Origin of the sequence: Psychrobacillus antarcticus (genome assembly GCF_029533155.1) — a bacterium.
Lineage (GTDB): Bacteria > Bacillota > Bacilli > Bacillales_A > Planococcaceae > Psychrobacillus > Psychrobacillus antarcticus.
Window position 1 is genome coordinate 1 of the sequence record NZ_JAIZDB010000039.1, and the last position, 21,946, is coordinate 21,946.

General features: G+C 37.2%; 16 protein-coding genes and 1 pseudogene. 9 read left to right on the forward strand and 8 right to left on the reverse strand.

Annotation, left to right across the window (positions count from 1 at the left end; genetic code table 11):
* Window positions 1-686 precede the first annotated feature (686 nt).
* Window positions 687-1,319 carry a hypothetical protein gene (locus tag LDK52_RS17660; RefSeq protein ID WP_277587237.1) on the reverse strand — a complete coding sequence of 211 codons (633 nt, stop codon included), beginning with the start codon at window positions 1,317-1,319 and terminating at the stop codon, window positions 687-689.
* 87 nt (window positions 1,320-1,406) lie between these two features.
* Window positions 1,407-1,775 (reverse strand): annotated as a pseudogene (locus LDK52_RS20035) (insertion element protein); the annotation flags it as partial.
* Window positions 1,776-2,008: 233 nt separating this feature from the next.
* Between LDK52_RS20035 and LDK52_RS17665 the strand changes: the two are divergent.
* The 9 genes from LDK52_RS17665 to LDK52_RS17705 are packed head-to-tail and all read left to right on the forward strand — an operon-like array spanning window position 2,009 to window position 14,783.
* Window positions 2,009-2,884 (forward strand): LysR family transcriptional regulator, encoded by an 876-nt coding sequence (locus LDK52_RS17665; protein ID WP_277587238.1) that lies wholly within the window; start codon window positions 2,009-2,011, stop codon window positions 2,882-2,884.
* A 57-nt stretch (window positions 2,885-2,941) separates the two neighbouring features.
* On the forward strand, window positions 2,942-5,344 hold the full coding sequence (locus LDK52_RS17670) for a hypothetical protein (RefSeq protein WP_277587239.1): 2,403 nt from the start codon (window positions 2,942-2,944) through the stop codon (window positions 5,342-5,344).
* A complete protein-coding gene (locus tag LDK52_RS17675) occupies window positions 5,344-6,273 on the forward strand; it encodes an ABC transporter ATP-binding protein (RefSeq protein WP_277587240.1) in 930 nt (309 codons plus the stop codon). The genes LDK52_RS17670 and LDK52_RS17675 overlap by 1 nt, the downstream gene beginning before the upstream one ends.
* Window position 6,274: 1 nt before the next feature.
* The gene (locus LDK52_RS17680) at window positions 6,275-7,117 is read left to right on the forward strand and encodes an ABC transporter permease (RefSeq protein WP_277587241.1); all 843 of its coding nucleotides are present in this window, start codon (window positions 6,275-6,277) and stop codon (window positions 7,115-7,117) included.
* A 12-nt stretch (window positions 7,118-7,129) separates the two neighbouring features.
* On the forward strand, window positions 7,130-8,557 hold the full coding sequence (locus tag LDK52_RS17685; protein WP_277587242.1) for a hypothetical protein: 1,428 nt from the start codon (window positions 7,130-7,132) through the stop codon (window positions 8,555-8,557).
* A gap of 11 nt (window positions 8,558-8,568) precedes the next feature.
* On the forward strand, window positions 8,569-9,561 hold the full coding sequence (locus LDK52_RS17690; RefSeq protein ID WP_277587243.1) for an AAA family ATPase: 993 nt from the start codon (window positions 8,569-8,571) through the stop codon (window positions 9,559-9,561).
* A complete protein-coding gene (locus LDK52_RS17695; RefSeq protein WP_277587244.1) occupies window positions 9,558-10,433 on the forward strand; it encodes a DUF58 domain-containing protein in 876 nt (291 codons plus the stop codon). Before LDK52_RS17690 ends, LDK52_RS17695 begins: the two co-directional genes overlap by 4 nt.
* 11 nt (window positions 10,434-10,444) lie before the next feature.
* Window positions 10,445-12,202 (forward strand): vWA domain-containing protein, encoded by a 1,758-nt coding sequence (locus LDK52_RS17700; RefSeq protein ID WP_277587245.1) that lies wholly within the window; start codon window positions 10,445-10,447, stop codon window positions 12,200-12,202.
* The gene (locus LDK52_RS17705) at window positions 12,186-14,783 is read left to right on the forward strand and encodes a VWA domain-containing protein (protein WP_277587246.1); all 2,598 of its coding nucleotides are present in this window, start codon (window positions 12,186-12,188) and stop codon (window positions 14,781-14,783) included. The genes LDK52_RS17700 and LDK52_RS17705 overlap by 17 nt, the downstream gene beginning before the upstream one ends.
* 1,403 nt (window positions 14,784-16,186) lie before the next feature.
* On the opposite strand, the gene LDK52_RS17710 is transcribed toward LDK52_RS17705, so the two are convergent.
* The 6 genes from LDK52_RS17710 to LDK52_RS17735 form a co-directional block, all read right to left on the reverse strand.
* Window positions 16,187-17,371 carry an MFS transporter gene (locus LDK52_RS17710; protein ID WP_277587247.1) on the reverse strand — a complete coding sequence of 395 codons (1,185 nt, stop codon included), beginning with the start codon at window positions 17,369-17,371 and terminating at the stop codon, window positions 16,187-16,189.
* Window positions 17,372-17,511: 140 nt separating this feature from the next.
* On the reverse strand, window positions 17,512-18,585 hold the full coding sequence (locus LDK52_RS17715) for an ABC transporter substrate-binding protein (RefSeq protein ID WP_277587248.1): 1,074 nt from the start codon (window positions 18,583-18,585) through the stop codon (window positions 17,512-17,514).
* Complete coding sequence (locus LDK52_RS17720) at window positions 18,582-19,385, reverse strand: ABC transporter permease (protein ID WP_277587249.1); 804 nt, start codon at window positions 19,383-19,385, stop codon at window positions 18,582-18,584. Before LDK52_RS17720 ends, LDK52_RS17715 begins: the two co-directional genes overlap by 4 nt.
* Window positions 19,369-20,193 carry an ABC transporter permease gene (locus tag LDK52_RS17725; RefSeq protein WP_277587250.1) on the reverse strand — a complete coding sequence of 275 codons (825 nt, stop codon included), beginning with the start codon at window positions 20,191-20,193 and terminating at the stop codon, window positions 19,369-19,371. The genes LDK52_RS17720 and LDK52_RS17725 overlap by 17 nt, the downstream gene beginning before the upstream one ends.
* Window positions 20,183-21,289, reverse strand: a complete 1,107-nt coding sequence (locus tag LDK52_RS17730) for an ABC transporter ATP-binding protein (RefSeq protein ID WP_277587251.1) — start codon at window positions 21,287-21,289, stop codon at window positions 20,183-20,185. The genes LDK52_RS17725 and LDK52_RS17730 overlap by 11 nt, the downstream gene beginning before the upstream one ends.
* Before the next feature lie 29 nt (window positions 21,290-21,318).
* Complete coding sequence (locus LDK52_RS17735) at window positions 21,319-21,861, reverse strand: helix-turn-helix domain-containing protein (RefSeq protein WP_277587252.1); 543 nt, start codon at window positions 21,859-21,861, stop codon at window positions 21,319-21,321.
* Between the last annotated feature and the right edge of the window lie 85 nt (window positions 21,862-21,946).

Below are 21,946 nucleotides of genomic sequence, written 5' to 3' on the forward strand. Positions count from 1 at the left end.
CAGGTGGAGTACAAAGGCTAAGAGCGCCACCTCTCAAAGGGAAGGCAATCTAAGTTCGCCGCGTCCTGCGGCAACGTTTGCCCGCACGATGCGGGTCAGGCAGCCGTTGCGAAATGTTTTTTTATTTTGCGACGAGCTTTGCGCAGGAGCACCACGATGTCGCGTACTTAGACTGTCATCTTTCATCCACCGCTATGAATAGGAAAGTATCTTTTCTCTAGTTATCCAAAAATGTACTTACCTGTTTCTAAAAGTTGTAGAAGGGAGACGGACAGTTAATAGCCATAAGATTACCGAGAAAAAGAGATGCTGGTCGTGACTTCAGTCACGACCAGCATCTTTAAAAAATCAAACGGTAATTTATATAGCAATAAGTCTGTACAAAGCCATTCGAGAACAGTAGAAGCAGGTTTAGATCCTAAAGGACCGGGCGTTTTTTTTACGGCTTCGGTTGATGGGGCGAAAAACACTAATAACAATGTAAAAAACAAGCTAATTAGCATATGTTTTGACAGCAAATTGGTTATATAAATGGAAAGTAAAAACGCTCAGATAGGTCTGAGCATTTTTTGACAAAATAATTAATTAATCTAATTTGCCTTTTATTCAACAAGGTCGCCACAGAAGGGTTTAGATGCAAATACGACTTTTCGCAATCCTCAATTTATAAAAAGAATGCTGTAAGCCTACAACATTCCCCAAAATAAATTGGTTTGAGCAGTTAGGAAGAAAAGAAGTAATCCTATTGAAAGAACTTTGATTATTTGTTTTGGAGACTGATATAAAACAAAAATTGTTGCTATCCAAAGTAAAAATTCCAATATATTCATAATATCAAAATACCAAAACCCAAATGCAAAAGTCTGTCTTGAAATAAACATAAATATTATAGTTGAGATAGAAATTGCAATGATACCTTTTCCTTTTGCATACCAACAAACAAAAGCCAAAAATGGCGAAATAACAGTCATTACAATCCAAATCATCATATAAGATTTAGGGAAAAATCCTGCTACCAGAACTGTGTATAGAAAATAGCTACCAACCATACCTGCAAAAAACAAAAAAACATTTAAAGCAGACCTTATAGGTGATTTACTATACATAGATATAACTACCGCAAGAAAAATCCAAACTCCCATACGAGAAAAGAAGTTCCTTAAATCAAATATTTCAAGAAAATAGGGTAATGAAATACTTTGGGGTGTTTCAAGCATCTTGGAAAATAAGCCTAAAATAACCCCTAAGATAAATATTAAACTCGAATATAAAAGTTTTCTTGATAGTGATATATTAATTGGACTTCGAATTAAAATCATTCATCTATTCCACTCCCAAATATAAATTTTTTTAACATAAATTTCCTGATTTCCACCAAGAAATAAGTTCGCTTAATACAAAGCAAACTACCTTAGATAAATGATATCTTTAATGTCGAATTTTTTATCCGCAATTCCTAATGGTTGGACAGGTGTATCCATTGTTCCGTTCGATTTAAAAGGGAAACAAAAATTGTAATAGGTTCTAAGGATGGTGATAGCAATGTGAGCATATTTGGGATTGAAATTGGAATAGATGTAACTTTTTCCATCACCCCGTGCAGTGGTTTAGGGTCTTTCTAAGATGGACAAATTTCTACGAATTTGTTGAATGAAAGTATTGGTTGCATTGTCATTAACATTCATTATCAAGGATGCAATGTCTTTTGGTTTCAGTGATGATAAGTTCGTTGTACAATCAACGGAACGCAAGCCCCTATCTATCGCAGCAAGGGGAAAGGGGGTAAGTGTTTGGTCTTACGGTTTTGTATGGTATTCTCGGTTTGTGCCATTATAAAACTTCCTCTCATTGTTAGTCTCGTAACTTCAATGATACACGAAATTTTATAATGGCCATTTTTTTGTTTGAATTTAGGTGGCTAACTTGATTGTGCAATTAGCCTATAAAAATCTTATAAAGATAAGTAGTATAATGATTCCACAATCTCATTTGAAAAGAGGAAGAGTTCATGGTAACAGATTTTCTAATTATTAAAACATTAGCTGAGGAACAAAATATGCGAAAAGCGGCGGAAAGGTTGTTTCTATCTCAGCCAGCTTTATCGCTAAGACTACAAACAATTGAAAAAGAATGGAATGCAAAGCTTTTTTTGAGATCTCAAAAAGGTTTAACTGCTACGCCGGAAGGAGAACTAGTCATTGAGTTTGCCAACCAAATACTTCAGCAAAGAGAAGAAGTATTTGAAGCGATTCAGTCATTATCGTCAAAAGTACATGGGACCTTGAAAATTGCCTGTGCTTCGATTGTTGGTCAAAACTGGTTACCAAAAGTATTAAAGGACTTTGTACAAACTTACCCGGAAGCAAAAATTTCCCTGTTGACAGGTTGGAGCTCGGAAATTGTTAAATCTATTTACGATGGAGAGGCACAAATTGGGATAGTGCGTGGCCAATCTGATTGGAAGGGAAATAAAATTCATCTATTTAGAGATACTTTATATTTGGTGGACAAGGAGATGACGTCCATCGATGAAGTGTTGACGACGGAAAAGCCTTTTATCCAATTTAAAAGTGATTCTAACTACTATCAAGAAATTCAACAATGGTGGCAAAAGCATTTTGCCATTAATCCTAAAAGACAAATTATCGTCGATCAAATTGAAACTTGCAAACAAATGGCTTTAAATGGGATTGGATATGCAATACTACCGTCTATCACGTTAACTGGACATGAGGAAGTGAATAAAATTCCTTTAACAAACAATGAAGAGCAATTTGAATTGACTAGGGATACATGGCTCATTGGATATGATGCAGCTTTTAATTTGCCTCAGGTTAATGCATTTGTCGAAATTGTAAAAAAACATGCGAATAATTTTAAATGAAGGAACCTAACTATTCCATTATCGTACTAATACATATACGGACAAGGGGGGAAAAAGATGCATATTAAAAAGTTAATGATGGTTATTTCAGCACTTATGATTTATTTTATTTTTTCGCCATCCATAGAAGCATTAGCAGCACCTGAACTAAATGTAAAGGTAACAACTGGATTTAATGGGAAAGCTAAATATGGCGAGGGGTTGCCTATTTCACTAACAGTGGAAAATAAAGGAGATGCATTTTCAGGCGACATCGTCCTAGATATAGCAGAATCCTATAATTTAGGGAATGCCCAGTCAATTCCCTTTGAAATTGGCGCAGGTGAAACAAAGACCATTCAAATTGCAGCAAGTGGATTAGCAGAGGATTATATGTATCAAGGTAATAATGTTCAAATGATTCACTTTTTTGAAGGAGGTTGGGAAAAAGGTAAATCCATCGCTTTCAAAGGAAATAAAACGTTCAGAACTAGTTTTCAAGATCCTGCAACTATCTACTATTTAACGTTAACGGAAAGTGCGGATCGCTTAAAGGTTCTCAATCAACTGAAGCAACCAAATCAAGTGAATGATGAAATTATTCATGTAGCACAACAAAGTAACTTTGTTTTACCAGACGAAGCAGTTGCATGGCAAATGGCGGATTACATTATTATTGACGAGTTTGTGATTGCTGATTTAACAGAAAAACAACAGCAGGCACTTATCAATTATGTCTCTTCTGGTGGAATAATTGTAGTTGGTGCTTCCGATAATGTAACGGCAGAGCTTGGAAATCTTAGTAGTTATTTACCACTAAATTTACATACAACATCTCAAAATTTAACACCTCAACAAGTAAGTGCCTTAACAGCAAAAAACTTATTGTCCAATGACTTAAAGATACATGATGCAACTTTATCTAGTGAGTCTTCACCATTAATACAACTAGATGGGACATTACTTGCCGGTAAGAAACAAGTCGGTAGCGGAACGATTATTCAAACTACTTTTTCACTAGGGGATGCCCCTTTGGCAGCGGATCCTGTTTATAGTGATTTGATGTCCACTATATTGCAGGCAGTTCAAGTGAATAATACACAAAGTATGAACGGTAATAATATGAAAGACGAGCTTGTTTATAATTTAGGGGAAACGAATTCGTTATTTAGTTCCTTTAAAGTATCTACACCGCTAATGATTGGAATTGTAGTTTTTTATATGATCATTATCGTTCCATTGCTTTATATAATTTTGAAAAGAAAAGATAAACGAGAGTATGCCTGGGGAATTATTCCGCTTACTGCGATCATCGCATCTCTGGCAATTTTTGGCTACGGTGCAAAGGATCGATTAGCAAGACCTCAAGTACAGCAATCCTCGTTCCTTCAAGTAAATGAAGATAGTAGTCTCAGCGGACATTATGCGGAATCGATTTTAAGTAATAAAGGAGGAGACTTCTCTGTTGAAGCACCTATTACTACTACGATGGTTGCTAAGAGAGGTACAAACTCGTTTACGGGTCAAACAGCTAATGTACATGAGCATGCAATAATGGAAAAACATGCAACGAATAGTGAACTAACATTCAGAGATGTTGGTTATTGGTCGGTATCTTCGTTGTTTGGAGAGACACAAATTCAGGATGTAGGTAATTTCGACGTTGATTTAAGAGTCGATTCTAGTAAGATTCTCGGGACTGTTCAAAATAATTTTCCCTTTGGCTTAAAGGATGTCGCTATTTGGTCAGGTAGTAAACTGCATAAATTGGGTGATTTAGCTGCTGGAGAAAAGCTAGAAGTTGAAAAAGAATTAGGTACTGTTATGCTTATGCCAATTTCCAACCCATATGCTAGTACAAATTACGGTCCAATTGCAAACAACCAAATCGATTTAATGACCCAACGAAAACAAGCTCTATATTCATCCAGTATTATATTTAATAATACTAACACGACTCCAGTTATAACTGGCTTTGCAGAGGACAATATTCTTCCAATAGAAATGAAGGACAAAAAAGTTGAGCTTTCTGCATTGCATTTAGTTATTCAACCTTTCACAGCTACTACTATTTTCTCTGGAGAATTTACCCTTCCAGCTAATACATTTTCAGTCGTGGTGAATACCGAACAATTTGGGAAGTATATGGAGCCGGTTCAAGGTAATAGCCTCGAGTGGTATTTAGATGATGGTGAATATAATGTGTACTGGAAAATACCAGAAACCCTTCCTTTAGATAAGGTTAATTGGACACAGTTACAAATAGCGAATACAGATCGCAATTCCCATACGATTGAAATTTGGAATTTAAAAACAGAATCATTCGAAGAAATAACAGAAAGCCGATTTACTTTAACTGAAAATATAGATACTTATATCGATGAAGCAGGAGTAATCCAATACAAATTAATCAAAAAATCAGCACAAGGTGATCCATATACACGACTTCCAGAAGTGCGTATGAAGGGGGAAGTGAAGTAATGATAGAAATTAAAGGATTAACTAAAAAGTATGGCTCATTTTATGCTTTAAATGACATAAATTTAACCCTACAAGCTGGCACCGTGTTTGGTTTTGTTGGAGCCAATGGAGCAGGTAAGTCGACAACCTTTTCTATACTGGCTACATTGCTCCAACCGACCTCTGGAGATGCCTTTGTAAATGGCAAAAGCGTAAGGACAGATGCAAGTGAAGTGCGCAAACTGATTGGTTATATGCCTGACTTTTTTGGGGTATACGATCAATTAAAAGCGAATGAGTATTTAGATTTTTACGGTGCAAGCTATGGAATTTCAGAAGCAGAGAGAAAGATATTAATTCCGCAGTTGCTTGAGTTAGTCAACTTGACCAATAAACGGTATGAATATGTCGATTTACTTTCACGAGGGATGAAACAACGCTTATGTTTGGCTCGTTCATTAATACATGATCCACAGGTTCTAATATTAGATGAACCCGCTTCCGGACTTGATCCACGGGCGCGTGTAGAGATGAGAGATATTCTAAAACAGCTAAAAGGGATGGGCAAAACCATCCTCATTTCCTCGCATATATTACCAGAGTTAGCTGAAATGTGTGATGAAATAGGTGTGATTGATGGGGGAAGACTTATCGCACACGGCTCTGTAGCAGACATTCAGGCACAGCTTGCAGGGGAAAGACATATTACGGTGAAGGTGAAGGGATTATTAGAAAATGTAGCAACTTTTTTTGAGGAGGATCCTTTTGTATCCTCAGTAGAGTTGTACGCAGAGAAAAATTCAGTTACCTTCAATTATCGAGGGACCGAGGACGATCAAATCAATTTACTTAAAAAAGCGTTGGATCATCCGATTAGAATTATTTCCTTCTCCGAAACAGAAACGGATTTAGAGGATGTCTTTATGGAAATTACGAAAGGAGCGAAATAATATGAAGCAGATGTTTTCTAATCCAGTATTGGTAAAAGAAATAAAGTTGCGCTTTCGTTCCCCAAAAAGTTTTATAGGAATCTTATTTTATTTAATAGCTATGTGTATTTTTGTCTTTGGATTTATTTTACTAACGACTCAATTTTCGGGAACCGGTTATTTCCGTCCAGAGGAAAGCTTTTTTATGTTTACAATGCTTACCTATATTCAATTGGGGTTAATACTTTTCATCACTCCAGGTTTAACAGCAGGTGCTATTAGCTCAGAGAGAGAAAAACAAACATTGAATATTTTATTAACGACAGCTCAGTCTTCATTTCAAATTATTTTTGGCAAATTAACATCATCTGTTGCCTTTTTACTATTGTTATTAATAGCTGGATTGCCGATTTATAGCATGGTTTTCTTATTCGGTGGGGTATCACCAGGTCAATTAGGGATTATTTTCTTGTTTTTCTTTATAACAATGCTTGCTATCGGAAGTATTGGAATTATGTACTCGACGATTATTCGTAAAACAATTGTTTCTATGATAGCAACCTATGGAACGATGATCTTTTTAAGTGCAGTAACTGGTTTTATTTACTTAGTTATTACAGGAATGAATACCATGGTAGCGGGTTCTATATCATCTTCACCGGTTGGTCATTTCTTTGCAAGTATTAACCCAGTCGTTTTAGTACTAACGCTTGTATCACCAGGGTCAGATACTTTTATATCAGATTCAACGAAGGTAGATTTCCCAATTTGGGCAGGCTATGCAATCTTTTATATTTGTATTACGGCATTTGCTATTTTTATATCAGTTAAAAAATTGCGGGTAAATATGAAGCGGGCAAAATGAGGAGGACAATAGATGAATAGTCCAAAGAAGTTAATCCGTTATGTTCAGAGAGCTAAAAATAGACTTGCAGTGGAGCATTATATTAGAATGCTCCAAGCTGCCTTATTTTATGGTTTTAGTGCCACCGCGATTTTTCTTTTAGTATCTCGTTTGTTTGTCTTTCCATATTATTTAAGAACTTCCATCCTTGTTGGAGGTTCTGTTTTTATAGGTACGTTTTTGTATGCTTTTTGGAAAAGGCCTTCTAAGAACGAAGTAGTACAAAAGTTGGATTCCTTCTATTTGGATAATTTATTAGTAAGTGCTTTAGCTTTTCTCGGAGATAAATCATTTCTCGCTATCGGTTTAATAGACAAAGCGGAGAAAAACAGTGAAATTGCTTTCCAACTATTCAAGAAGCGCGAAAAAAAGTATTTTCAGCCGAAGTGGATTTTGGGATTTGTTTTGGCACTTGCAGCGGTTCTCAGTTTGTATGTATTCCCAGCCGCTACACAATTAGAGGCTAAGGATTTAGAACAAGAGAAGGAAATTGTAAAGGAACTAAAGAAAGAAGTTAGTAAGCTTGAGAAAAAGGAATTATCAAAGCCAGTTAAGAAAGAATTGGAGGATCTTAAAGAAAAATTAAAGGAATTAGATACTGCAGAAGAAGCTTTACGTGAAGTAGTGAAAAAGCAAAAAGAGTTAGCACTCAAAGAACAGAAGCTTGCACAAAAGAAAGAGGTAGCCGAGCAGAAAGGTACTTCGGAATCTTCCTTAACGGCCATGGAGCAAAAAGAGCTAGCTTCTTTAGAGGATGTTAATAATTCACTAGCAAAAAATGCATCCAAATCTCAAACTAGACTAAGTAAGATGGGGAAATCACTACCATTCGGTTCAAGTGCAATAGCCCAGGGAAATAATAACGCACAAAATTCTAGTAACACTAAAGGTAAACCAGGAAAAACTCAACCGAATCAACAAGGGCAAGGACAAGGGCAAGGACAAGGGCAAGGACAAGGGCAAGGACAAGGGCAAGGACAAGGGCAAGGACAAGGGCAAGGACAAGGACAAGGGCAAGGACAAGGGCAAGGACAAGGACAAGGGCAAGGACAAGGGCAAGGACAAGGGCAAGGACAAGGACAAGGTCAAGGTCAAGGTCAAGGTCAAGGAACAGGATCTGGTGCAGGTTTAGGTTCAGGAGGTAGGGACTTACTTTCTATTCCAGCAAGAATTGGAGGAACAGGTGAAACTTCGGTCGATTCAGGTGAACTTGGAGACGGAGAGTCCGCAAGTGAGCAATCGGCAGATACCCCGATAACTCGTGGTTCGGCAAGGCCATATGAAGAGGTGGTCAATGAATATTCCGAGTCCTATATAAAAAGCTCCGAGCGTATGCAGTTACCATCCGATTTACAGAGAATTGTTCAAGATTACTTTTCGTCAGTTGAAAATAGCGAATAACGGAGGGAAATATGACTTTTACAACAGAAGATTACATCAATATGAGTAAGCGTTTGGATGATGTTCGGACAGAAATAGGGAAATTTATCGTTGGACAGAAAGAGGCAGTTGAATTTTCGATCTATTGTGTGTTGGCAGATGGGCATGCTCTTTTAGAAGGACTACCTGGATTAGGTAAAACTATGCTTATCCGAACAGTTTCGGAAGTGTTAGATTTATCCTTTTCACGTATTCAATTCACTCCAGATTTAATGCCATCAGATATTACAGGTACGAGCATGATTGAACGATTAGAAAGTGGAAAACAACAATTTACCTTTCAAAAGGGACCAATTTTTAGTCAGATGGTGCTAGCGGATGAGATAAATCGAGCAACACCGAAAACACAAAGTGCACTTCTAGAAGCTATGGGGGAGAAAACCGTTACCGTGCTAGGGGATACCAAACAAATGGATCGACCATTCTTTGTGCTTGCTACGCAAAACCCAATTGAAATGGAAGGGACCTATCCATTACCAGAAGCACAAATGGACCGTTTCCTATGCAAAATACTAGTTTCCTATCCTTCCAAAGCAGAGTTAATGGAAATTACTAAACGTACGACTGGCGGACAAATAATTCCTTTGAATAAAATAATGCATGCAGAAGAAATAGTTCATGCACAGCAGATGGTAAAGGAAGTGCTTATCGCAGATGATATGCTGGAATACGCAGTAGATATCATTGCAGCGACACATCCTGAAGATGCAAGCATTCCTGAAATTGCTCAGTATGTTCAATACGGAAGTGGTCCTCGTGGATTACAAAGTCTTATCAAGCTTGCCAAAGCGAGAGCGTTAGTTGCTGGACGTTATCATGTATCGATTGCTGATATTAAAACAGTTGCTAAACCAGTACTCAGACATCGTTTATTACTAAATTATGAAGGAGAAGCAGAAGGGAAAACGGCAGATGAGCTAATCGATCTTATCTTACAAACAGTTAAGCAAGGTCAAGTTATATGAGTATCGAACAATTAGTTCCAAAGGATTGGGCGGGGAAGCTTAGTAGATTATCCATAACAACTAAATCGAAACTAAGGGGTCAGCATAAAGGGTCCCATCGCTCTCAGCGTTTTGGTGCTTCACTAGATTTTTCAGACTTTCGGGAGTACTCACCAGGGGACGATGTTCGGCAAATAGATTGGAATGTTTACGCACGTACCGATAAGTATTTTATCAAACGGTTTTTAGATGAACAAGAAATGCGGGTACATATTTTACTTGATACGACTAAGTCTATGGGAGATCCTCTTAAATGGACCTTTGCTAAGCAATTAGCAGCTTCTTTAGGAATTCTTGTATTACAAAGAGATGATCGATTATCCTTTTCGGCGGTTAGTGAAGGGAATAAGCCTCCTTTTAGAAGAAAGGGAGCTACTTACCGCAAAGCCTTCATTCAAACTATTTCTGACATAGATGAACCAACAATGGGTTCCTCCTTTTCAGATAATGCACTACCTTTTTTACCGAAAGATAGTACTGTTTTGTTTGTTATAACGGATTGCTTAGAAAGTATTGAATCATGGGAAAGATTCTTACAAAAACTACCGAAATTCGCTGGTGATATTAGAATTTTACAAGTAGTTACTGGCGAGGAGCTAGCTCCGTCATACGGTGGAGATGTACAGTTAGAGGATATTGAAACATCCGATCAAGTAAATGTATCCATATCCGCTAGAGTACTAGAAGCCTATCACCAGGAAAGAAAAGAGCATCAACAACGATTAGAACTACTTTGTCATAAGTTTGGTGTTAAAATACTTCAAGTAAATGCAGATGAAGGTATTTCGCATACAATGTTTCATCAATTACTACGAGCAAATTGGGTGCAGTGAGGTGAAAAACTTTGGGTATTAATCAGTTAATATATGCTTGGACAGCCATTTTCCCAATCGCTGTGCTTATGTATTATTTTTTTCGGAAAAAATATGTAAAACAATCTGTTTCTTCTACTTTGTTTTGGCAGGAGGCGATGAAGGAAACGAAAGCTTCTCCTTATTTGCAGCATTTGCAGCGGAATGCTTTGTTTTATTTACAAATGCTTGCCATGCTTTTGCTTGTTTTAGCATTGCTACAACCATATTGGAAAACGAAAGCAATTGCTGGGGAACAGATTGTATTGATTGTTGATACTTCTGCAACGATGAAAGTAAATAAGAATAATACTACTACACTTTTTGAACAGCATAGGGCGAAAATGCTTGAGCTAGTGGGGCAGTTAGCAGGCAAGCCACTTACTTTAATCACAACTGGAAACGAACCAGCTGTCCTTTTACGACAAGAAACGAATACAGAGCAAATGATAAAGGAAATTAAGAAACTTGAGATAAGCTATGAAGCAGAAAATATGTCAAAATCATTGGATTTTGCCCAATCTTTTTTCCAAAACAAAGCGACCACTGTGTATATTTTTACCGATGAATTAGATAGGAAATCCCTTCCTTTGCAACATGAAAATGTAAGCTGGAATGTAGAAGCGTTAACTTCCGATATTACGAATGCATCTATTAAACGTTTTGGTGCAACAGAAACTGCAAATGGAATCTCTACGCTAATTCAACTCGAAAACCAGTCAGATAAAGAGCTCGTTACCGAGTTGACGATATTCAATGAAGAGAAGCGGTTGGTAAATGAAGTAGTTCAATTGCCACCAAAAGAAACGGTTACGTTATCTTTTGATGAACTAGTGAAATCGAGTTATTTGAAAGCAAATATAGATATCCAAGATTCTTACCTTTTAGATAATGAGAATATTGTATTCATGCAGGATCAATTGTCTAATGTTTTCATTGATAGCTCCATTCATTCGCTTGTTCGAACTGCCTTTCAATCTTTAGATATTAATGTGAGTAGTGTCCCTTCAGAACAATTAGGGTTGTTAAAGGAAGAGGGTATAATTGTCACCAATCAATTTGGAATAGAGACTGAAAATGACAAACCAACTTTATATATAGGCAGGAACGATACCTCACCGAAGGAAGTAAATGGGGTAGTGCAGGCAACTGATTCTCCATTATTTGCTTTTGCTGATTTATCGGATATATATGTAAGCTCGCTATATCCCCCTATAGACGGCTATAGTACTATTGCTAGGGTTGGAGATGATCCTTTCATCCAAACTTCTCCAAGCGGGAATATAATAATTCTGGCAGACATTCAGATGACTGATTGGCCCTTGAGTCCGACATTCCCACTATTTATGTGGAGTGTGAAGGAGCATCTTTCAGTAGGTAGTGATTATATAGGAACATTTACTCCTAACGAGCGAAAGCCACTATCCCTTGGAGCGGCGGAAGAGTGGGAAATTTATACGATGGATGATGAATATGAATACGCTATTGAAAATGGCGGGAAATTCCTTGCACCAAGAGAACCAGGTTTATATGTTCTACGTTCGAACAGTGTAGAGAAGAATCTTTCTGTTATATTGCCACAAGAAGAAAAAGTGATTAATAAAGGAACTTCGTATAAAGTGACTGGACAGCAGATAAATGCAGTGGATGACCACCAAGCCCATTCCTTTGTTCCATATATATTAATCTTCCTAATATTGCTATTTGTTATAGAGTGGGAGGTGCAAAGACGACGTGGATTTACGAGTTGACCAACCGCTTTGGCTATTGCTATTAATTCCTATTGGTATTTATTTTATTTGGACTTGGCAAAAAGATAAGAAGTTCTTAAAAAGAGAAGGAAAAGTAGTATTTAGTATACGAATTATAGCTATTCTATGTTTAATCTTAGGTATTACAAATCCATATCTATTATTACCTATTAAGGAAGAACAAGTGTTATTTCTGGTAGACCGTTCTGCTTCCCTCCAAGGGACTGATCAGCAAATAACGGAGTGGATAGACAAAAGCTTACAATCGAAAAAAGCATCTCATTTGGTTGGAGTTTATACTTTTGCAGAGGACTTTCAAACGGAAGTTAGCTTAACTGATGGTGAAGTGAATTTACCTGTTTTTAGTCCTATGTCAGAACCGGGAAATACTGATTTAGCAAAAGCCTTACAGCTATCAACAGGCATAGTAGAGCCTAACAAGGCAACACGAATTGTCCTTTTTACGGACGGATTAGAAACGACTGGATCTGTCAGTGATGAAATTGTTAAAATTGCTGGAGGAAATGTCACGATTGATGTTGTTCAATTGGCTAGATTATCCTCAGAAGATGTTGCGATAACTTCCTTTGAGACACCACCTGTCGCCTTTGAGGGTGAGCAGCAACAACTAAATGTCACACTAGAGGCGACCAGTAATGCAGTGGCAGAGTTACTACTATATCAAAATGATGAGCTAATCACGCGAGAACAAATAAATGTAGAACCAGGCACTAATACGTATACATTCCGAAATGCATCTAAGGGTGAAGGATTACTTAAATATGAGGTACAAGTAGTTCTAGCAGAAGATGGGCTGATTGAGAATAACAAGCTGACAAGTGTCACAAATGTGGAAAGCTCGCCACAACTTTTAATCGTTACTCATGATGGGAATCCTTCTAATATTGCGGCTGTAATTGATCAACAAGCGATTGAAACAGATGTCATTGATGCGAATGTCCTGCCTTTCGATTTATCGAATTATTTAGCATACGATGCTATTATTTTTGATAATGTACCGGGTCACGTCGTCGGTGAACAAAAGATGACGGTCATTGAACAGGCCGTGAAAAACTTCGGTGTCGGCTTTATGATGGTTGGAGGGAAAAGTAGCTTTGGTTTAGGAGGCTATTTTAAGAGTCCAATTGAGCGGTTATTACCAGTAGAGATGGAAATAAAAGGAAAGCAGCAATTGCCTTCTTTAGGGTTAATCATCGTAATGGATCGATCCGGTAGTATGAGTGGAACAAAATTAGAGTATGCGAAGGAAGCTGCGGCACGTTCTGTGGAAATGCTTCGTGAAGGAGACACGCTTGGATTTATTGCATTTGATGATAAACCTTGGGAAATTATTGAGGCGGCTCCATTAAATGATCCAGAAACCGCAGCTGAAAGTATACTATCTGTTGGGGCAGGCGGAGGAACGGAAATTTATTCGAGCTTAGCGTTAGCATACGAAAAGTTATCACCTCTCAAACTACAGAGAAAACATATTATTTTATTGACAGATGGTCAGTCAGCAGCGAGCAATGACTATCAAACACTGTTAGAGGAGGGCAAGAATGATTTAATAACCGTTTCCACCGTTGCAGTTGGTCAAGATGCGGATAGAGCATTATTAGAAAGCTTAGCAGAAATGGGAGGGGGCACGTTTTACGACGTCCAAGATGAATCTACCATTCCTGCTATCATGTCCACAGAGACAGCAATGATTTCGAGAACGTATATCGAAGACAATCCATTCTATCCAACTATTTATGGAGATGCAGCATGGACAAGCTTATTTGCAGAAGGTGTACCGCAAATGAATGCTTATATTGCAACCACACCGAAACAAACAGCTTCCGTTATTGTAGAAAGTGAAAAAGAGGATCCTGTATTAGCCGAATGGATGTACGGACTCGGTCGCACGATTGCATTTACATCGGATTCAACGGGTGAATGGAGCGGAGATTTTGCAAGATGGGGTAATTGGGGAGACTTTTGGAACACGGCAGTATCGAGGCTATTACCTGCTTATAGTGAAGTCCCTTTTTCTATCCAAAAGTCATCGGATGAATCATTTACCGTTACGGATCCAACTGGTAAGTCGTCATTTCTGGAAGTAGCTGTAGTCAATGAAAAAGGGGAAGAACTTTCCCTGACATCTGAAGCACTTGCGCCGGGTAAAGCAAGAGTAACGGTAGACAGTGAACCAGGACTTGTGTTCTTCCGTATTTCAAATGAACAGGATGCTGTGTATCAAGCAGGTATTTCCATTCCCTATAGCGAGGAATACAAAATACAAAGACCGAATACAGCTATTCTCGAGATGATTACTAGTAGAACAGATGGGAAAATCCTTACTGATGCTTCGGAAGCTTTCCGGGAAATGGAGCTTTCTAGCTTAGAGAAACAATCTATCCAACAATTTCTTCTGTTGGTAGCAATCTTATTGTTCTTTATTGATATCACAATAAGAAGATTTGGTATCAATCTATTGCTTTCTCCTTTTAAAAGAACAACTAAAAAAATGGAGTCAGTTAATACGACAACTACTACGAATGTAGGGAAATTAGTTAGAGAAAAGAAAAAACGATAACTGTATAAAAATAACCGTTAGAATTAAACGATACCGTTGATTTCCGTTTCAGGCGGTGTAAGAAAAACCGGACAAAAAACGCCCGGTACTTTAGGATCTAAACCTGTTTCTACTGTTTTCGAAGGGCTTTGGACAGACTTATTGCTATATAATTACCGTTTGATTTTTTAAAGATGCTGGTCGTGACTGAAGTCACGACCAGCATCTTTTTTTCTCGGTAATCTTATGGCTATTAACTGTCCGTCGCCCTTCTACAACTTTTAGAAACGGGTTAGTTCATTTTTGGGGTAACTAGAGAAAAGATACTATCCTAATAATGGAGGATAGATGATGACAGTCTAAGTACTCGACATCTTGGTGCTCCTGCGCAAAGCTCGTCGCAAAATAAAAAAACATTTCGCAACGACTGCCTGACCCGCATCATGCGGGCCAGAAGATGCAATTTCGTTCGCTATTTCTCTTCTTTGTTGGGTAGATACTTCCTATTTTTCCTTATTTCCACTAGTAAAAAACTATCTTCATCCTTCCTTACACAATTTCATTCCTACATTCAACAGACGGTTTTATCCCTACATTAACTCCTACTACTCTTCTTATCTAAGCGAGAGTCTATGCAATATCCCCTAGTTTAGTACTACTCATTTAATTGATTGGAGTGAAAGTGGCGACTCCTGTGGGAACAGCAAATGTTTTCTGCACCGATAGCGAAGCGACAGGTGCACGAGCTGAAAGTCCCGCAGGAAAGACGTTGGTCAAACTTTATTTGACCAACGTCTTTGCGACGAGTAACCGCAGGGGCATATGTTTTCGTAGTGACGAGGAGATTGAAGCCGTGCCCACGGAAAGCGTCCACTGAAACGCAAATCAGTAGTATCAATCATTCTTAATAGCCCTGTAAAACTGGTGTTCATGCTGTATTTTTATATACTTTCTTATCTTTGAACAAAGGCTAAAAGCGCCACCTCGTGTGGCAACGCCTTCGTGACCAACGTCCTGTTGGCCTCCGCGGGGTGAGAGATGAACCATCACCGTCGCTACGCGTCGTTTGTGATGTTTCATCTGTCTCACTCATCCTAGTCGTTGCGAAATGTTTTTTATTTTGCGCAGGAGCACCACGATGTCGCGCACTTAGACTGTCATCACCTCTAGGAATAGGAAAGATTCTTTTCTCTAGTTATCAAAAAACGTACTTACCTGTTTCTAAGAGTTGTAGGAGGGCGACGGATAGACAACCGCCATAATATTACCGATAAAAGAAGAGGCTGGTCGTGACATCTGTCACGACCAGCCTCTTCTAAAAATACACTCGGTAATAATGTGGCGACCTGTCTGTCCAAAGCCCTTCGAAAACGATAGAAACAGGTTTTGCCCTTAAAGAATGCTATAGAAATATAAATTCTTAATTAAATAACAGGATTTTTTCTTTTAATCCAAATAAGTGTGATAGCCCAGGAAGCTAGTAAAATGATAGACCCTACAATAAATGGATAATTAATATCAATATCAAAAAGCATTCCTGCAAGTGCTGGTCCAATCATACTACCCAAACTCATATAAGCATTATTCATACCTGCAGCAAAACCTTGCTCATTACCAGCTAATTTAGAAATAACCGTATTAACTGCTGGACGAATGAGCGTAGTAGCAGTAGAGAATATTGATGCAACTAGTAATACTAATGCGAAACCATCTACAATGAAGAACAGTAAAAATGCAATAGCAGCAACAACTAAATTGACTAAGATAACATTCAATTCCCCAAAACGTTTAAATAGTTTCTCCACTACTAAAGTTTGAACAATAACCCCTATAAATCCGCCGACTGTTAAAACAACAGCAATATCTTGAGGAGTGTAATTATACTTATGATCTACATACAATGAAAATGTCGTTTGGAAATTTGCAATACCAAAAGTGAAAACAAATATAATGATTAACATCATAAAGTAAGGTGTCTTCACTGAATTTTTCATTTGTGTGAGTATGTTTTCGCGTTTTTTTGGTTCCGGTGGTATCTCGGAAACAGCATTTTTAATATCTGGCAAAATGATTAATGAAATTATTGAAGAAATTAAAGCTGCCAAAGATGCCATGAAAAATGGGAATGATAAGCTTACGCTTGCTAAAAACCCTCCCAATGCTGGCCCTATCATAAAGCCTAAAGACATAGAGGCTCCTAAGAATCCCATACCTTTTCCACGTTCTTCTAATGTAGTAATATCCGCAACAAATGCCATTGTAGCAGGTATTAAAAAGGCTCCACCGATACCACTTATGAATCGTGCAGCATACAGCATCCATTCATCTGTTGCTAACCCAAACCATAGTTGAGAGGCCGAAAAAATAACCAATCCTACGATAATTAGTTTTTTACGTCCTAATGTATCGGAAAGGTCACCTGCAAGAGGAGAAAATAAAAATTGACCTAATGCAAAGGAAGCAATGATAAATCCTAATGCTTGACCTGCCACACCGAAAGTTTCTAAATATTGAGGCATGACCGGAATAACTAATCCTATACCAGACATAGCAATAAACATATTAAACATCAATATATATAATGCTGAGCTATTTGTTTTCTTCGCCATAAAATTCCTGCTTTCTGTAAATACTTATACACGTCTATCGATTCTACCATATTCCTTAAAGAATAAAAACTTTCGAGTGTCGAATTATATATTTATGGGAATAGAAATAAAAAGAGCCGTCTTAGCGACGACTCTCCCATTTAGTTTCCACTCATTTTAAACTCTAAAAACAGCTCGTTATATTTACCGAGCATTTCTAGACCTAAATTTTTGTACACTTCTAGATGATCCCTCGCTGCAACTGGAGGATAGAAACGCTCATCAGAAGTAACTTCCTCATCTAATAATTCTACTGCTGCGGCATTCGGAATTGAATATCCAACATAATCTGTATTTTGAGCAGCTACTTCTGCACCTAACATAAAGTTGATAAATTCATGTGCTCCTTCTACATTTGCTGCTGTTTTTGGAATAACCATATTATCAAACCATAAATTAGATCCTTCTAGTGGAACTGCATAATCCAAGCTTTCATTTTCCCACATCATATCTGCTGCTTGTCCAGAGAATGTCACGGCTACTGCAGCTTCTTCGTTCACCATAAGCTGCGTTACTTCATCCCCAATAATTGCTTTTACATTTGGAGTTAGTTTTTTCAATTTAGCTGTTGCCTCTAGTAATTCTTTTTCATCTGTAGAATTAAGAGAATATCCAAGACTATTCAGTCCCATACCAATGATTTCGCGAGCACCATCTACTAATAAAACTTTACCTTTTAAAGAAGGATCCCAAAGTGTTTCCCAACTTTCAAAAGTTTGTCCGTCTAAAAGGGAAGGATTGAACACAACGCCAACTGTTCCCCAGAAATAAGGAACGGAGTATTTATTTTTTGGGTCGAATGCTAAATCTAAAAAGTATGGATCGATATTACTTAAGTTCGGAATCTTTGAATGATCAATTTCAAGCAATAAATCATTTTCTTTCATTTTTTCGATTGCGTACTCGGAAGGTACCGCAATATCATAAGAAGTACCGCCTTGTTCAATCTTCGTCATCATTGCCTCATTGGAGTCAAATGTCTCATATACGACACGATATCCTGACTCTTCCTCAAATTGAGTAATTAAATCTGGGTCAATATATTCTCCCCAGTTAAAGATAGTTACGGTATCACTACCCGCATTACCAGAGTTTTGACTTAAGTATTTGTTAATACCAAATAAAACGATACATACGGCAATGATCCCTATAGCTGTTCTTGTTATATCTTTCATTTTCGAACCCCCATTCCGACAGGGTTTTTCCCACGTAGGCTAACAAAATAATAACCAACTACGAGAAGAAGTGTCACGATAAAGATGATTCCAGATAATGCATTAATAGTTAATGTAATACCAGTTCGTGCCATCGAGTAAATTTCGACTGAAAGTGTACTGAAACCATTACCTGTTACAAAAAATGTCACGGCAAAATCGTCTAATGAATATGTTAAGGCCATAAAAAATCCTGCGAAAATCCCAGGTTTAACAAAAGGGATAATAACGCGAGTCAAAATGTCTCTTCTAGTTGCTCCAAGGTCTGCTGCTGCATCTATCAAAGTGCTATTCATATCTTGTAGCTTAGGTAATACCATTAATACGACAATTGGAATACTAAATGCAATATGTGATATTAGTACGGATGCAAAACCAAGTTTTACACCAATAGCTGTAAATAGGATTAAGAAAGATGCCCCAATTACAACATCTGGACTTACGATTAAAACATTATTTAAGGAAAGGATAGACCTGCGTAGTGATTTATTTCGCATAAATACAATACCGATCGAACCGAACACACCAATGATAGTTGCTATTAAGGCAGAAAGTAAGGCAACGATTACTGTGTTTAAAAGAATCATGATCAAACGAGTGTCAGAGAACACAGCAGCGTAGTGCTCCAAAGTGAATGATTCAAAATTACTCATGTTTCCACCACTATTAAAAGAGTAAAAAATCAAATATAGGATGGGTGTATATAATACGATAAATACAAGGGCTAAATATAATTTAGCTGACTTACTTGTTTTTTCCAATTGAAGTAGCCCCCTTATCACGTTGACCAGTAATGATCATAATTATTACCATAAATATGATTAAGAAAACGGCGATAGTAGATCCCATTCCCCAGTTTTGCGTAACCAAGAATTGCTGCTCAATAGCTGTACCTAAAGTAATCACTTTATTCCCAGCGATCAATCGTGTAATCATAAATAGCGAAAGGGAAGGAATGAATACAGCTTGAATCCCAGCTTTTACACCATTAATAGTTAACGGTAAAATAACCTTTGAAAATGTCGTCCAGCTTGATGCGCCTAAATCTCGGCTGGCATCTACTAGAGATGGATTTAATTTATCCAAAGAGTTAAAAATAGGTAAAATCATGAATGGAATAAATATATAGACTGCTACAAAGACGAAACTAAAATCTGTGAATAAAATTTGTGTTTCCCCAATACCAAATACATTTAAAAATGCATTCACTGGACCATATAAACCGAAAATACCGATAAATGCATATGTTTTTAATAGTAAATTGATCCAAGAGGGAATGATGATTAACAATAGCCATAATTGTTTATGTCTCGTTTTTGTAAGCAAATAGGCTGTCGGATATGCAATAACCAATGTGAAAAATGTTATTAGAAAAGCATACCAAAAAGAACTAAGTGTTAGCTTTAAGTAAACTGAAGTAAAAAAGTTAAAATAATTGTCTAAAGTGAAATTCCCGCTTAAATCGAAAAAAGAATAATAGGCAATCAACCCAATTGGAGCAATAACAAATAGTATAATCCACACATAATATGGTATTAAGTAAAAAGTTTTTGTGTTTTTAGTTTGCATATGCGTCTTCTCCATAAGATTCGAGACGTTTATCAAATTCTTCTTCTGTTTCATTTAAACGCATAACGTGAATAGCCTCCGGATCAAAATCTAAACCAATAAACTCTCCAACGTCTGCTTTTTTCGTAGAATGTACAAGCCACTCATTGCCTTCGTCATCGTAAGTAGAAAGCTCATAATGAACTCCTCTGAATAATTGCGTATCTACTTTTACCTTCATTTTCCCTTTTTCTACAGCTGTAATTTCTAAGTCCTCAGGACGAATGACGATATCTATTTTTTCATTTGGATTAAGTCCTTTGTCCACACATTCAAACTCTTTTCCGCCAATTTTCACGCGGAAATCAGCGACCATTATGCCTGAAACAATATTTGACTCTCCGATAAAGTCAGCTACATAGCGATTAATCGGCTCATCGTATATATCCATTGGTGTACCACTTTGTTCAATTTCACCCTCATTTAAAACGAAGATTTCATCAGACATTGCTAGTGCTTCTTCTTGGTCATGTGTTACAAAAATAAATGTTTTGCCTAGTCTCTGCTGAAGTTCACGAAGCTCATATTGCATTTCTGAACGTAACTTTAAATCTAATGCAGATAGAGGCTCATCCAATAGAATAATCTCTGGATCATTTACAATTGCACGTGCGATTGCTACACGTTGTTTTTGTCCACCTGACATTTCAGCAATTTCTCTATTTTCGTAGCCTACTAAGTTTACAAATTTCAATGCTTCTATTACTTTTTGCTCTATTACTTTTTTGCCAAGCTTTTTAATTCGAAGACCGAATGCTACATTTTCAAATACATTTAAATGTGGAAACAGAGCATAGTCCTGAAATACTGTATTTACTTGTCGTTCATTGGCAGGTACGTTATTGATTAGTTTGCCATTAAAATATATGCTGCCACTTGTAGGCTGCATAAAACCTGCGATTAATCGTAAAATAGTTGTTTTTCCGCAACCCGAAGGCCCAAGTAATGTATAAAACTTCCCTCGCTCTAATTCTAAGTTAATTTTATTTAATACGGTCGTTTCTGCGTCATAAGATTTTGAAACATTCTCAAAACGAATAATAATATTATCAGACATAATATACCTCCATTGTTATATTTTAATGCTTACAAATAAGAATTAGTCACGACGTAAATGACCTTTGCAATTTCTGCTGCTGCATTTTGTAGAAGATGATGATCAAAAGCTTCAAAATAAAGGGATTCACCGGCAGTTGCAACATAAGTTTGCTTCCCTAAAGTGAGGGTCACTTTTCCTTGAAGCACATATATGAAAGTCTCGGAAAGAGAAGGCTCGAACTGTTTAAATTGTCCCCCAATATCGAGTGAAATGATCACTGGTTCCATTTCATTTTCATTGGATTCTGAAATTAGCCAGTGGAGCTTGTACTTTTTTTCTTCATCCATAAAAACTTTCTGTTCTTCTTGAGAGAAAACAACTTTCGTGCGAGATTGCTCATCATCAAAAAAATCCTTTGGCTTGGAGCCGAGAACATTGAGAATCGAAAATAGTGTTTCAATAGAAGGGGAGTTTATATCTCTTTCTAATTGAGAGATAAATCCCTTGCTTAAGTCTGTTCTTTCGCCTAATTCTTCTTGAGTAAGACCTTTTTCTAAGCGTAACCTTTTTATTTTTTTTCCAATTTGCATATTTTGTAGCTCCTTTGGAAATAAAACAGCATATTTTTCAAGCAAAGTTTATTTTAACACAACTTAAAGTTTACTTTAACAACTT